Consider the following 13,376-nt stretch of genomic DNA (forward strand, 5'->3'; position numbering starts at 1 on the left):
GGCCAGCGGCCCCTGGCCCATGGCTGACGACCGCGGCTCGGTGATGCGGACCGGGGGTCCTGACCCGTGAGGAAAGGGCAGGAGGCACCAGGGTGAACCATCGCGGAGAGCGGAACCGCGCACCGGCCGGCAGGTAGTACAGCAAGAGGTTGGCGACCATCCCGGTCGCCAACCTCTTCTTCTGCCTTCGGACGCCTGAGGGGCGACGGTCAGTCAGCGGTGGGCGTCAGGCGCAGCAGTAGCGCGGTGGGGGTGCGGGGGAGGGTGACGGTCAGTTCGCCGGTTTCGGTCGACCAGGTCGTGGTGGCGTCGGAGGCGCCGGCCGGGTGCAGCATCTCGACGCGGACCGGGTGGCCGGCCAACTCCGGGAGCGGCAGGGTGTGGTGTGGTTCGCCGGCGCGTCGCCAGATGGTGAGGTAGCGGGTGTGGCCGGCGGTGAGGCCGAGCGCGGTCCAGTCGTCGGTCCAGCGGGGCAGGCCGAGGGGCCAGAACGGGGTGGCGTGTGGCAGGTCGGGTCTGATCTCCCCGTAGGCGTTCAGGGCGTCGCGCACGCTGGCGAGTTGGTCGTCGGTCATGCGGTTGAGGTGGCCGGAGAGGTGGATGCGGCCGAGGAGTGCGCTGGCGAGTACGAAGGCGTTCTCGTCGGTGGTGAACTCGGGTTGGGCGTAGGCCCATACGGCGCCCTGTTCGGGTGGTACGGCGGTGGGTGCGGCGGCGGCGATGGGTGGGTAGCGCAGGTGGTCCTGTTGGTCGCTGGTGGACTGGAGTTGGGTGACGGCGTGCAGGGCGCCGTCCATGCGCATGCCGCCGGAGGCGCAGTTCTCCAGGACCAGGTGGGGGTGGCGGTCCAGGAGTGAGCCGAGCCAGGCGCGGTAGGCGCGGGCGTGGCCGAGGAGGCCGGCGCCGGGGCTGGTGGTGCCGCCGGTGTCGGTGCCGGGCGGGACGCTGATGTTGTAGTCCAGCTTGAGGTAGCCCACGCCCCACTCGCCGACGATCCGGTCCACGGTGCGGTCCAGGTGGGCGACGGCCGCCGGGTGCCGCAGGTCGAGCTGGTAGCGGCCGTGCTCCCGGACCCGCACCCCCTCGCGGCGGAAGAACGCCTCGGCGGGCAGGGCCTTCGCCAGAGGGCTGCGCACGCCGATGACCTCGGGTTCCAGCCAGAGCCCCGGCACCATGCCGTGGGCGCGGATCCGGTCGAGCACCTCGTGGATGCCGTGTTCGCCGGGGAAGCGGTTGGCGGCCGGCTCCCAGGCGCCGACGCTGTCCCACCAGCCCTGGGTGTCGTCGTCGTACCAGCCGGCGTCGATCACGAAGTACTCCGCACCCACCTCGGCGGCGGCGTCGATCAGGGGCAGCAGCTTGGCGGTGGTGGGATCGCCGTTGAGAGTGTTCATGAAGTCGTTGAAGACGATCGGCAGTCGACGGTGGTCCTCGTGCGGCCGGCGCACGGCCCTGCGGTAGGCGGTGAGCGCACCGAAGGCCGCGGTGAGGTCACCGCCGACAGCGAGCGCGGCCGGCTCGGTGGTGAACGACCCGCCAGGGGCCAGCGGTTGACGCCACTGGTGCTCGGTGTCGGTGGGGCCGTGCAACGCCAGATAGCTGCCGGGGGAGCGCTCCCCGACCTCCCACAGCCAGCCGGTGGACGACTCCACCTGCCACAACCAGGCCGCCCCGCCGTCGCCTTGGACCAGGGCGCCCATCGGCAGGTGGCCGTCGGTCGACCAACTACCCCTACTGGCATAGCCGACCCGCCCCCGACTGTCCTTCTGATTCCGCGCCCGACTCAGATCCGGGACCCGGGTACGCAGCGGCTCGTGGCGCCAACGGCACTCCGCCAGCCAGTCGTTCTCCGCCCAGTACACATCCAGCACGTCCGGAGAAGGCAGCCCACCAAGGCTGAGCGAGGAGACCGCCAGCAGTGTGACGGGGTTCGGGCCCTCGTTGGTGACCCGGGTCCGGGACCTGACCACCGGCACCCCGTCGGGCGAGTCGAGCAGCACCTCGACGGCGAGCCCCGTGGTCTCGTCGCGCAGCCGCAGGGCCAGCCGGTGCCAGTCGCCATCCCGGGCCGTCTCATGACCGACCAGCCGCAGCCGCGCGCCGATCGAGGACTCGATCCCGCGCTGCCCCGACCACTCACTGCCCTCACCCAGCGCTAACACCTCCACCAACGGCGTCGCCCCGGCCTCGGCCAGCGCGGCCGGACCGAGCGCCACCAGGCGCGGCGGCCCGTCAGGCCCGGCGGCCACCTCCACGCCGAGCGCCTCGTGCCCCCAACGAACCCGAACCACCCCTTCGCCTTCCGTAGCGTTCTTCAACACGTCGATACTCCTCGCGACATTCCGACTACCGATTCCTTGATGTCCTCGTGGCCTGCCCGGAGACAGCACGCGGGTCCGCCGGGTGGGGAGCGCCCGACGGACCCGCGCGTGGGGAGGGGCGCCGTCAGGTGGCGACCCTGATCCTGGTGCCGTGGCCGGCCGGGACCACACCGCTGACGGTGCGGCCGTCGTTGTCCGGCTGGTCGGCCGGGTTCCAGCCGTCGCCGGTGTCGTAGTGGAGCCGGGCGCGGCGGCCGTGGCGACCGGTGGGGAGGGTGACGCGGACGGGGGCGGCGGCCGAGACCTCGAGTCCGTCGTCGGCGCGTCGGAGTCCGGCCGCGACCGCCTCGTCACCGGCCGCCTCGATGCCGTGGTCGCCGTGGAAGAGGCGGTGTCCGAGGCCGAGGTACAGGTACTGGAAGCCGTCGCGGTTCTCGCTGGTCACGCCGAAGGTGCCGCGGAAGGTCAGGCCGCCGCCGAGGGTGTGGGTGGCGTCGTCCGTGGCGCTGAGGATCCGCTCGACGCGGTCGCGCAGTTCCCGCGATCCGCCACCGCTGGTGACCTTGAGCCCGGCGAAGGCACCTGTGGAGCCGAGGTCACGGACTCTCCGGACGGACCGCTCGCCCTCCGCGGAGGGCTCGAAGACGCCGACGAACGGGGCGGTGGCGGCGTTGTTGCCGTTCTGTCGGACGATCAGGGTCGGCGTCGTGTCCGGTGCCTTGTTGACGCCGGCCGGGGTGACAGTGTCGACGATGGTGGTGGGCGGGGCCTCGACCTGGTAGACAGTGCGGCCCGACTGGCCGACGAGCCACAGGTTCATGGTGATGGCGGGGCCGGCGGCGGAGGCGTCGATGGTCCAGCGGGCGCTGAGGTCGCCGTCGTGCGCGGCGGACCGTACCTCGGTGAAGTACGCGTAGGCGGCGTCGTACTCGGTGCCGAGGTCGGTGGCCGGGGCGAGCGACAAGGGGGTGCCGGAGGCGTCGGTCAGTTCGAGGCGGTGGCCGAGGTTGTGGTGCAGGTAGTCGTTGTCCTCCTGGTCGGAGCGGAAGACGTCGACGTAGTAGCCGGTGGTGGGAGAGGTGCGGACGATGGCGATCTGACGGCGTTTCTCGGCGGCCGTGACGTCCGCGAACGAGACGTGTGGGGAGATCGGGGGACCGCCCGTGAACGCGTCGGCGGACACGGCGGGTTCGATGGCGTTGACGGTGACAGGGCCCTGGCGGTAGCCGGGAAGGATGGTGTTCGCCCCGGCCGCCCCCCGGTGGTAGCCGTAGTCGGCGCTCCAGTACGACTCGTACGCCTTCGCGTTGGGGGAGAGCGCCCAGCCCTTGCCGTAGAACTGGACGGCCAGGCCGTTGTCCGTGAGGTGGTACGCGCCGTCGTAGCCCCCGTAGAGGGTGGCCATCAGGCCCGTCTCGGCGTCGTTGCGGTTCTTCAGCGTGATGTGCCGGTGGTGGGCGGAGTAGGCGGCGCGTATCTCGGCGGCGCCGGCACCGCCCGCGGGCACGAGGTCCGTGCCGTCGACGATGCCCAGCCAGCCCACCGCGTTGCGCGAGTACTGGCCCGCGGCGATGGCGTTGCGCAGGACGTCGGAGACGAGCTGGGCGTTGTCGCCCTGGCCCGTCCTGGTGTAGTAGGAGAGCAGGCGCTCGAACGTGGTGTAGCCGGGTGAGCCACCCCGCCCGTCGCCGAAGACGACCATGTTCCCGCGTCCGTCCAACCAGGGGACGATCGCCAGCGAGGCCCGCCGCAGCGTGTCGTTGTCCGCGATCGTGTCCACGCCGGCCTTGGCCACCGGCACGGAGAACTTCAGCAGCGAGCCGATGGTGCCGAACGAGTAGACGGGCGACTCGGGCCACAGGCCGGTCACGGGGTTGTACTCGGTGAGGATGTCCGGCAGCGCCTGGTGGTACTCGGTGCTGGTCTCCGTGTAGGACTCCAGGTAGTACTCGCGGCCCCGACCGTCGAGGTAGTGGGCGTTGGGTTCCAGAGCCAGGATCGCGTCCAGCACGCAGCCCCAGCCGTTGATGTTCCAGTTGCCGGTGGAGAAGCCGCGCACCCTGTTGATGTCGATGAAGCGTTTGAAGACGATGCCGGAGGTCTCGATCAGGCCCTTGCCGATCTCGGCGAGATGGGGGTGCGGGTTGGCCTGGAGGTGGTCGAACACGAAGTCGTAGACCACGGCGGCGAGACCGCCCATGGGGTCGTGGATGACCTCGTAGTCGTAGTAGCCGCCGATGCCGCCCGGCTCGTAGCCACCCGGGCCGCCCAGGGAGCGTTCGGGATCGAGCGCCGGATTCATGTAGTAGACGCCGAGCAGCCACTGCCAGTAGATGTCGGCGGCGAACCGCGCGTACTTCTCCTCCCCGGTGACCCAGTGCAGGAATCCGGCATCGCCCGCGATGGCCAGGATCTCCTCGTTGTTGAGCCGGACCATGTGGCCGGTCTCGGCATAGGGAACGAGGCCGTTGTTCGACATCATCGAGCCGTCCTCGCTGTAGGGGATGCGATCCGCCAGCGGGACGTTCCGGTTCGCGTTCCAGATCCGCATCGCGGGGTAACGCACGGTCGGTACCGGCGCGTTGCCCTCAGCGCGGTCGAAGCGCTGGTCCTTGATGTAGACCTGGGTGTACCGCTCACCCTCCTTCCAGAACATCGCCATCCGGGACAGGATCCACGCCGGATCCGTGAGGTGACGGTCGGCCAGTGGGTCGATGGTCGCCTTCAGGGCGGCGAACGACCGGGTCGCCCAGTCGGACCGCGCGACCCTGTCCAGGACCGCTTCGCGGTCGGTGGCCGTGACATAGACCTGCGGGTGGGTGGCGACGGCGCTGCCGGACGTCTGGGCCCGTCCCACCGCAGTGGCCCGGCCGTCGGCCGGGCCGAGTGCGAGCAGGGCGGCGGCACCGGTGGCGGACGCGAGCACGTGACGGCGGGTCGGGTTCGAAACGTGTGATCGAGGCATGAGGCGGCTCCCACACTGCGACGTCGCAGTGGTTCCGTGCGGAGTAACCGTTTACTGCGTACGGAACTTACGGCAGCCCCAAGTGTAAGGCAAGAGAGTAGACACCGTTTTCTATAGCGTCTCCGCGGGGCAGTCGCTGTCCGGTGTGGTGACCCCGCCCACCCGTCGCAGAGGCGCTTTTCTCAGCGCCAATGGTCGCGGCGCCTGCCGGCGTCGCGGTGGGCGTTACGCCTTGAGCAGCCGCTCGCTCAACTCCCAGAGCCGACGCGCCGACTCCGGGTCGATCGCGTGCGGCACCACGTCGGACGGCACGTCCTCGTCGGTGCCGAAGGCGAACGGCCTCGGGGTGTCGAGCGGCGAGACGTCGTTGTCCTTGAGGTAGACCCCGCCGATGTCGGCGAGCAGGGGGCTGGTGGCCGCGAACACGCTGGTGCTGGCGCCCTGCCGCGGCGTCTTCATCTCGCGCGCCGGATCGATCACCGGTCTGCCGGCGTCGTCGAGCAGCCCCATGGCCCGCAGCGCCTCCTCGCTCACCGCGGGACCGTCCTCGGACCGGGCGGGGCCGAGGTTGGTGGTGACGACGACGCCCGGGTGCACCGCGTAGCCGCGGATCCCGTCCTCGGCCCAGCGGCGGTCCAGCTCGACGGCGAACAGCACGTTGGCGGTCTTGGACTGGCCGTAGGCGAGCATGCCGTCGTAGCCGGTGGTGAAGTGCGGGTCGTCCCAGCGGATGTCGGAGAGCCGGTGGCCGCCGGACGTCACGTTCACCACCCGGGCGCCGTGGGCCGCGCGCAGCGCGGGCAGCAGGGCCAGGGTCAGTTGGAAGTGGCCGAGGTGGTTGGTCGCGAACTGCGACTCGTAGCCGCGCGCGTCCCGCACCAGGGGGCCGCTCATGATGCCGGCGTTGTTGATCAGGATGTGCAGCGGGCGCCCGGAGTCGAGGTAGCGGTCGGCGAAGGCGTCGATCGACGCCGGGTCGAGCAGGTCGAGCCGGTCGATCGCCACCCGCTCGATGCCGGCCAACGCGGGGGCGGCGCGCTCGGGGTCGCGCGAGCCCACGGTCACGGAGGCGCCGGCCCCGCTGAGCGCGCGGGTGGTCTCCAGGCCGAGCCCGACGTGGCCACCCGTGACGATGACGTTCCGGCCCGTCAGGTCGATCCCACGGAGGACCTCGTCCGCCGTGGACGCCGCGGTGAAGCCGGACCCGAGAGGCTGCTGTTTCTGTGTCATGACCCCACTCTGCGCCCGACTGCCCGAACTCTGAATCATTGACCGTTCGTATTTCTTGCGCGAGAGTACGGACATGGTCGAAGACCAGCTGTCACAGGTGCTCGAACTCGTCGAGGTGCGCGGGCAGCTGACGGGCGGGTTCGTGACGCGGGGCCGCTGGGCGTCGCACGCCGCCCTGGACACCCCGCTGAAGTTCATGGCGATGGTGCGCGGCCGCGCCCGGCTGACCACCGACGGCGCCGAAGGGCCGATCGAGCTCGAACCCGGAGACGTCGCGATCCTGAACAACCGGTCGTGGCTGAGGCTCGAAGGCGGCACCGGTGAAGGACCGCGCCGCGAGATCACGCCCGAGCCGGGCTTCCCCTCGCCCCGCCTCCTCGCCGCCGACCGCGTCGCCGACGACGTCGTCCTCGGCGGCCGCATCGACCTCAACCCGGCGGGTCGGGCCCTGCTCCTGCAGGCGCTGCCGCCGCTGGGGCACGTCCGGGCGTCGGCCGCCGCCGCGGCCAACCTGCGCGGCAGCCTTGAGCGGCTGTTCGACGAGGCGACCGGGAACCGGGTGGGCTCGGCGTTCGCCATCCGGCAGCACGGCCAACTCCTGGTGCTCGAGATGCTGCGCGCCTACCTGGGCCAGGCCGAACTGCCCCCGGGATGGCTGCGGTTGCTGACCGACGAACGGTTGCGCCCGGCGCTCGGCCGGATGCACGCCGAGCCTGCGAAGCCCTGGGGGCTGGCGGAGTTGGCGCGCGCCGCGGCGATGTCGCGGACGTCGTTCGCGGAACGGTTCAGGGCCGTTGCGGGCGTACCGCCGCTGACCTATCTCAGCCGCTGGCGGATGCTGCTCGCGCGGCGCGCGCTGCGTGACAGCGACGTCCGCGTCGGGGCGCTGGCGGCCGAGCTCGGCTACGGGTCCGAGAGCGCCTTCAGCACCGCGTTCAAGCGGGAGGTGGGGGAGTCGCCGCTTCGCTACCGTCACCGCGCGCGGCACGAGTCGCCCGACCCCGCCGAGCCCTCGCCGGTCTGACCGCCGCCGCCCTCCGGCTACTGGCCGAAAGTGCGTCTTGCCAGTGCGTGACGGAATGGGAGTATCTCGTGTGGAAGCTGTCGGAGTTGTAAGAGATCTTCGCCCGGCAGGTGTCCGATCACCGTGCTTCACGCACTCGCAGCCGTCTCATCCGTCGGATCGACGAATCCCACTGGAGGAATGCACGTGAGATCGAAGCGCACCACCTCGCGCCGGCGTCTCGCCCGGGGCTTACGGACCCTGGCGGTGGCCACCGGCCTCGCCGCCGCCGCGGCACTGTTCCTGCCCGGCGCCGCCCAGGCCGACGACGGCGTCTTCAACGCCACCGAACTGTCCGCCGCCAGCGAGGCCGTCGAGGCCGCCGGCATCGGCGGCGTGGCCTGGGCGGTGGACCCCTCGACGGACACCGTGACGGTCCTGGTCGACGAGACCGTCTCCGAGGCCGACCTCGCCGAGCTCACCGCGAGCGCCGGTGACCTGGTCGGCGCACTGGACATCCAGCGCACCGAGGGCACGTTCGAGAAGTACCTGCAGGGTGGCGACGCGATCTACGCCGACGTCGGCTGGCGCTGCTCGCTCGGCTTCAACGTCCGCTCCGGCGGCACCTACTACTTCCTGACCGCCGGTCACTGTACGGCCGACCCGTACGGCCCGACGCCGCCGTACCCGCTGTGGCACAACGGCTCGGCCTGGATCGGCTACACCGCCGGCTCGTCCTTCCCGGTCAACGACTTCGGCATCGTCGCCTACGACCCGCAGCCCTCCTCGGTGCCCGGCACGGTCGCGGGCGGCGGCACCATCACCGGGTTCGCCAACCCGGTCGTGGGCCAGTCGGCCTGCCGCAGCGGCAGCACCACGGGCGTGCGCTGCGGCTCGGTCACCGGCCTCGGCTGGACGGTCGACTACGGGAACGGCGAGGTCGTCTACGACATGATCCAGACCAACATCTGCGCCGAGCCCGGCGACAGCGGCGGCCCGCTCTGGTCCGGTTCCACCGGTCTCGGACTGACCTCGGGCGGCAGCGGCAACTGCACCTCGGGCGGCATCACGTTCTTCCAGCCGGTGGTCGAGGCGGCCAACGCCTACGGGGTCACCGTGCCCTGATCCACACCACGACGCGTCCCCGCCCGGCCCCGCCGGGCGGGGACGTTCGCTGTCGGGCGGGGAACTTTACCCGCTCGCCGGGCGGAAGTCCGGCAGCCTTGTGTGAGAAGTCTTCCCCAAGTCGTGCGTAAGCCTCTATCTTCCCTGTGCGTACCGCAGAAAGACCGGGTCTTTCGATCGCTTCCCTGCCGAGTTTCGCAGCGCAACAGCCTACTTGTGACGTACGGCTGCTCGATGAGCCCCGTTCATCGGAGCTCGCGGTCCTGACCCGGTATCACGCAACGGCGCCAACCAGATCTGGAGGCTCCCGCATGATCCGCCGCATCCGACATCTGACCGGCCTCGGCCTCGGGGCACTGCTCTGCCTCGCCGCGCTGCCGGCGACGCCCAGCTCCGCCGCCCAGGCCGCCGCCCCCGACGACCCCGCCTACCAGGTGTTGGTCTTCTCCAAGACCGCCGGCTTCCGGCACGACTCGATCGACGAGGGAATCGCCGCGATCACCCGACTCGGCGAGGAGAACAACTTCACGGTGACCGCCACCGAGAACGCCGGCGCCTTCACGACCAGGAACCTGGCCCGGTACGAGGCGGTGGTGTTCCTCTCCACCACCGGCGACGTGCTGAACCGCGGCCAGGAGGCGGCCTTCGAGCGCTACATCAACGCCGGCGGCGGATACGTGGGCGTGCACGCCGCGGCCGACACCGAGTACGACTGGGACTGGTACAACGGTCTCGCCGGCGCGCTCTTCCAGTCCCACCCCCAGATCCAGCAGGCCACCGTGCGGGTCGAGGACCGCGCGCACGCCGCCACCGCCCACCTGGGCGGCACCTGGCAGCGCACCGACGAGTGGTACAACTACCGCACCAACCCGCGCACCACCTCCCACGTGCTGGCATCGCTCGACGAGTCCAGCTACTCGGGCGGCACCATGGCCGGCGACCACCCCATCGCCTGGTGCAAGGAGTACGAGGGCGGCCGGGCCTTCTACACCGGCGGCGGCCACACCGCCGAGTCCTACGCCGAGCAGGACTTCGTCCGACACCTGCTGGGCGGCATCCGCTGGGCCGCCGGCGTCACCGAGGCCGACTGCCGCCCCGAGACCGGCTACACCCCGCTCTTCGACGGCTCGGGAACCACCGGCTGGTCACAGGCCGGGCCCGGCTCCTTCGAACTGTCCGACGGCACCCTCGTCTCCCGGGGCGGCATGGGCCTGCTCTGGTACGAGGCCCAGGAGTTCGGCTCCTACTCGCTGAAGCTCGACTGGATGCTGGAGGGCGACGACAACTCCGGCGTCTTCGTGGGCTTCCCCGCGTCCGACGACCCCTGGTCCGCCGTCGACAACGGGTACGAGATCCAGATCGACGCGACCGACGCCGCCGACCGCACCACCGGAGCCGTCTACGGCTTCCAGTCCGCCGACCTCGCCGCCCGCGACGCCGCCCTCAACCCGCCGGGGGAGTGGAACACCTACGAGATCCGCGTCGAGGGCGAACGCCTCCGCGTCTACCTCAACGGCACGCTCATCAACGACTTCACCAACACCGACCCCGCTCGCAGCCTCCAGCAGGGCCACATCGGACTGCAGAACCACGGCGCCGACGACACCGCCTCCTTCCGCAACGTCCGGATCCAGGAACTCGACGCCCACTCCTGCCCCGACGACCACCACTGACGCGTCTCCCCACCGGTTAGGCCCTGTCCGGCCGATCTTTCCGGGGCCGCGACGCCATACACGGCACCTCGCTGCGTTACCGAATCGCGCGAATACGGCCAAGTATGAGCTGCGATCCGGCGCCTTGAGCGAAGCGACTGGGGGCACCTCCCAGCGTTAGCTGGGGGAGCACCGCGTCTGACGCCGCGGCCTGATCCGAAAAGATCGACCGGACAGGACCTAGGCGCAGTTGCGTTCCAGCTCGGTCAGTCCCGCCCGGACCGCGTCGTCGGGGTCGTCGGCCAGCTGCCGCAGCGCGGGCAGCAGTCGGCGGAGCAGGTCCCACTGGTCGTCGGCGGCCTCGGTGCGGCCCCGCCGGACGTCGGCGAGGTCGGCGAGCAGCGTCATCAGCCGGCCCCGGACCGGGGTCCACCTGTTCAGCACCAGCTTCGCCAGCAGCGGCGCGGCCGCCAGGGCGGCGGTCGCGCCGTGCCCGTGCACCAGCAGCTCGTGCAGTCGCTCCGCCGCCCGCGCCGCGATCCGCTCGTCGTCCCAGCCGGCTCGCAGGATCTGGGACGGCACCTCGTGAGCCGGGCCCGGATTGCACCGGAGTCGGTCCCACGGGAAGCGGTCCACCTGCTCCTTGATCCGGCGCAGCACCCACAGCTCGTCCGGGTCGAGGCGCAGCGCGGCCCAGCCGGGCGCGCCGCCCCGCACCCACAACACGCCGTCCGGGTCGAGGCGGAGCGCCTCGACGCCGGTGCCGAGCCGCAGGTCGGCCGCGACGTCGGAGCAGCCGGTGCCCAGGTCCCACACCCGCACCAGGCCGTCGGCCCAGGCGGCCGCCAGCACCGGCCCCGAGCCGGGCAGCACCGCCGACGCCAGGGCGGTCACCGCCGTGCCGCGCCGGTCGAACGGCCGGGCCGCCGGCGGCCCTTCCGTCAGCCAGATCCGCAGCACCCCGGCCGCGTCGCCGCTGACCAGCAACCCCGACTCCGCGGACTGGTCGTGGCGCAGGCAGGTCACGGCGGTGACCGGCGCCCGGTGCAACCGCTCGCTCGACTCCAGCCACCTGCCGCCCGAGGCGCTGTCGCGAACCCGGGCGTGCACCACGCCGTCCGCGTCGCCCGCGACGGCGACCCCGCCCGCCACGTCGGCCGCCCGGGCCGTGCCGGCCGGCAGTCCGGCCAGGCCGGCCGCCGCCGGCACCGGCGGCTCGCCGCCGGGCGGCGCGGTGCCGACGGACACCACCCGCCAGCGCTCCCACTCGTCCTCGTCGCCGGGGGCGAACGCCGCCGGCGGCAGATCCGGCAGCGGGTCGGGCGACTCCGCCGGCGGCGCCACGGACAGGTCGGCGCCGACCGGCTCCAGCACGGCCAGGGCTGCCTCGACCGCCTGCCGCGTCCGGCCGTGGACCACCAGCGGCCAGTCGGCGAAGTCGCCACGGGCATGACGGATCACCACGTCGGGACCGCCGTGCAGGACGGCGTCGGCGCCGAGTTCCCGCCAGGGCAACAGGCCCATCTCGGGGAACGACGCGCGCAGCCGGTCCAGGACGGCCGGATCCCGCTCCAGGTCCCCGTGGGTCAGGACCGCGGTGAACCCGAAGTGGCCGGGCAGCCGCTCCAACGCCAGGTGCAGCAGGAACTCGGATATGGAGGCCGCCTGCGGCAGCCACTCCTCGTCCCCCGTCCGCACCAGCACCGGCGGATCGTCCCGCGCGGCCTCGGCGGCGGCGTAGCCCCACTGGTTGCAGTACTCGTACTCGGACATGAACACGCACACGGACTCGGGCCCGTCCTCCGCGAGCGGCGGCCACTGGGTGTGCACCCAGTACAGCCGGGGCCGGTACGCGAAGGAGTTGACGGGGGAGTGCCACCACTCGGTGAGGGCCGCAGGCACCGGAAGCCGGGGGTACCCCCGGACGGAGTCTGGGGGAAGGTCGCCCGCCTCGTCGACGTTCTCGCCGTCCCCGGGACCCCAGACCGGCTCGCCACCGGGGTCGACATAACCCCACTCGCGCTGCACCCGGTCCAGCAACCCCCAACGCTCCCCGGAGTCGACGAGGACCCGGTCCCGAGCCTCCCGCAGACGCTCCGCGAACCGCCCGTAGTCGATCACCTGTGGCATCCGCGCATCCTAGGCCCCGTCCCCGCCCCGGCGGCTCACCGGCCCGCCGAGCTCGACGACGAGCGGTCGGGACGCCCGGTCACCCGCGCCCCCGCATGGTGCAGAATGCGGCCATGGGGGCGTCCGAGCAGGCGATCTGGACCCGGGCCGTGCTGGGCCCCGGGCAGTCCCTGGACCTCATCACCGCCCGGTTCGCGACCCACCGCTACGCGCCGCACTGCCACCAGGAGTTCGCCGTCGGCGTCTGCACGGGTGGCAGCGAGATCATCGACTACCGCGGCGCCCGGCACCGGGCCGGTCCCGGCAGCATCGTCGTCCTCGCCCCCGGGGAGGCGCACACCGGCGCGCCGGCCGCCGGCGACGGCTACGCCTACCGGGCGTTCTACCCCACGACGGCGCTGCTCACCGAGGGCCTGCGGGCCGCCGCCCACTTCCGCGAACCGGTGATCGACGATCCGGAGTTGGCGGCCGCCCTCCGGTCGGCGCACCACGTCGTGAGCCGCCCAGGGGATCCCCTGGAGGCGGAGTCGCGGCTGATACCGCTGTTCACGACGCTGGCCCGGCGCCACGGCAGGACCTCCCCGACCCGGGACCTGGTGTCCGGAGCCGCGGGGGTCGCGGCCGCCGTGCGGGTCCGGCTGACGGACGAACTGCTCCGGCCGCCCTCGCTGGCGGAGATCGGGCGGGATCTCGGACTGTCGCGGTACCAGGTGCTGCGGGCCTTCCGCGAGGCGGTCGGCATGCCGCCGTACGCCTGGCTGGCGCAGCACCGGGTGACGCGGGCCCGCGGCCTGCTGGAGGCGGGCCACCGGCCGGCGGAGGTGGCGGCGCTGGTGGGCTTCGCGGACCAGGCACATCTGACGCGCTGGTTCCGCCGCGTGGTGGGGGTGACGCCGGCGGTGTACCGCAACGGCGTTCAAGACGGGCCGGGGCGCGGAGCTCGAAGCTGA

Annotated in this window: 7 protein-coding genes and 1 pseudogene; 4 read left to right on the forward strand and 4 right to left on the reverse strand. The window is 72.1% G+C overall.

The genetic code is table 11. The features are described from left to right. Window positions 1–209 precede the first annotated feature (209 nt). From RNC47_RS01650 to RNC47_RS01660, 3 genes are all read right to left on the reverse strand, one after another. On the reverse strand, window positions 210–2,321 hold the full coding sequence (locus RNC47_RS01650) for an alpha-galactosidase (RefSeq protein WP_311594764.1): 2,112 nt from the start codon (window positions 2,319–2,321) through the stop codon (window positions 210–212). A gap of 124 nt (window positions 2,322–2,445) precedes the next feature. Then, window positions 2,446–5,286 (reverse strand): hypothetical protein, encoded by a 2,841-nt coding sequence (locus tag RNC47_RS01655; RefSeq protein ID WP_311594765.1) that lies wholly within the window; start codon window positions 5,284–5,286, stop codon window positions 2,446–2,448. 225 nt (window positions 5,287–5,511) lie between these two features. Continuing rightward, entirely contained in the window at window positions 5,512–6,516 is a 1,005-nt protein-coding gene (locus tag RNC47_RS01660; RefSeq protein WP_311594766.1) for an SDR family NAD(P)-dependent oxidoreductase, read from the reverse strand. A 73-nt stretch (window positions 6,517–6,589) separates the two neighbouring features. On the opposite strand from RNC47_RS01660, the gene RNC47_RS01665 reads away from it, so the two are divergent. From RNC47_RS01665 to RNC47_RS01675, 3 genes and pseudogenes are all read left to right on the forward strand, one after another. Further along, window positions 6,590–7,540, forward strand: a complete 951-nt coding sequence (locus tag RNC47_RS01665; protein WP_311594767.1) for a helix-turn-helix transcriptional regulator — start codon at window positions 6,590–6,592, stop codon at window positions 7,538–7,540. A gap of 186 nt (window positions 7,541–7,726) precedes the next feature. After that, on the forward strand, window positions 7,727–8,644 hold the full coding sequence (locus RNC47_RS01670) for a S1 family peptidase (protein WP_311594768.1): 918 nt from the start codon (window positions 7,727–7,729) through the stop codon (window positions 8,642–8,644). 311 nt (window positions 8,645–8,955) lie between these two features. Next, window positions 8,956–10,302, forward strand: a pseudogene (locus tag RNC47_RS01675) (ThuA domain-containing protein); the annotation flags it as partial. A 234-nt stretch (window positions 10,303–10,536) separates the two neighbouring features. Here RNC47_RS01675 and RNC47_RS01680 read toward each other — a convergent pair. Next, complete coding sequence (locus tag RNC47_RS01680) at window positions 10,537–12,426, reverse strand: WD40 repeat domain-containing protein (protein WP_311594769.1); 1,890 nt, start codon at window positions 12,424–12,426, stop codon at window positions 10,537–10,539. A gap of 113 nt (window positions 12,427–12,539) precedes the next feature. Here RNC47_RS01680 and RNC47_RS01685 point away from each other — a divergent pair, with 113 nt between their 5' ends. Beyond that, window positions 12,540–13,376 carry an AraC family transcriptional regulator gene (locus tag RNC47_RS01685; protein WP_311594770.1) on the forward strand — a complete coding sequence of 279 codons (837 nt, stop codon included), beginning with the start codon at window positions 12,540–12,542 and terminating at the stop codon, window positions 13,374–13,376.

Origin of the sequence: Streptomyces millisiae, assembly GCF_031845425.1 — a bacterium.
Taxonomy (GTDB): domain Bacteria; phylum Actinomycetota; class Actinomycetes; order Streptomycetales; family Streptomycetaceae; genus Streptomyces; species Streptomyces millisiae.

Bases quoted from the DNA above. Each gene is read 5' to 3' on its own strand.
- RNC47_RS01660 (WP_311594766.1), bottom strand. From the start codon at position 6,516: ATGACACAGAAACAGCAGCCTCTCGGGTCCGGCTTCACCGCGGCGTCC.
- RNC47_RS01655 (WP_311594765.1), bottom strand. From the start codon at position 5,286: ATGCCTCGATCACACGTTTCGAACCCGACCCGCCGTCACGTGCTCGCG.
- RNC47_RS01665 (WP_311594767.1), top strand. From the start codon at position 6,590: ATGGTCGAAGACCAGCTGTCACAGGTGCTCGAACTCGTCGAGGTGCGC.
- RNC47_RS01680 (WP_311594769.1), bottom strand. From the start codon at position 12,426: ATGCCACAGGTGATCGACTACGGGCGGTTCGCGGAGCGTCTGCGGGAG.
- RNC47_RS01685 (WP_311594770.1), top strand. From the start codon at position 12,540: ATGGGGGCGTCCGAGCAGGCGATCTGGACCCGGGCCGTGCTGGGCCCC.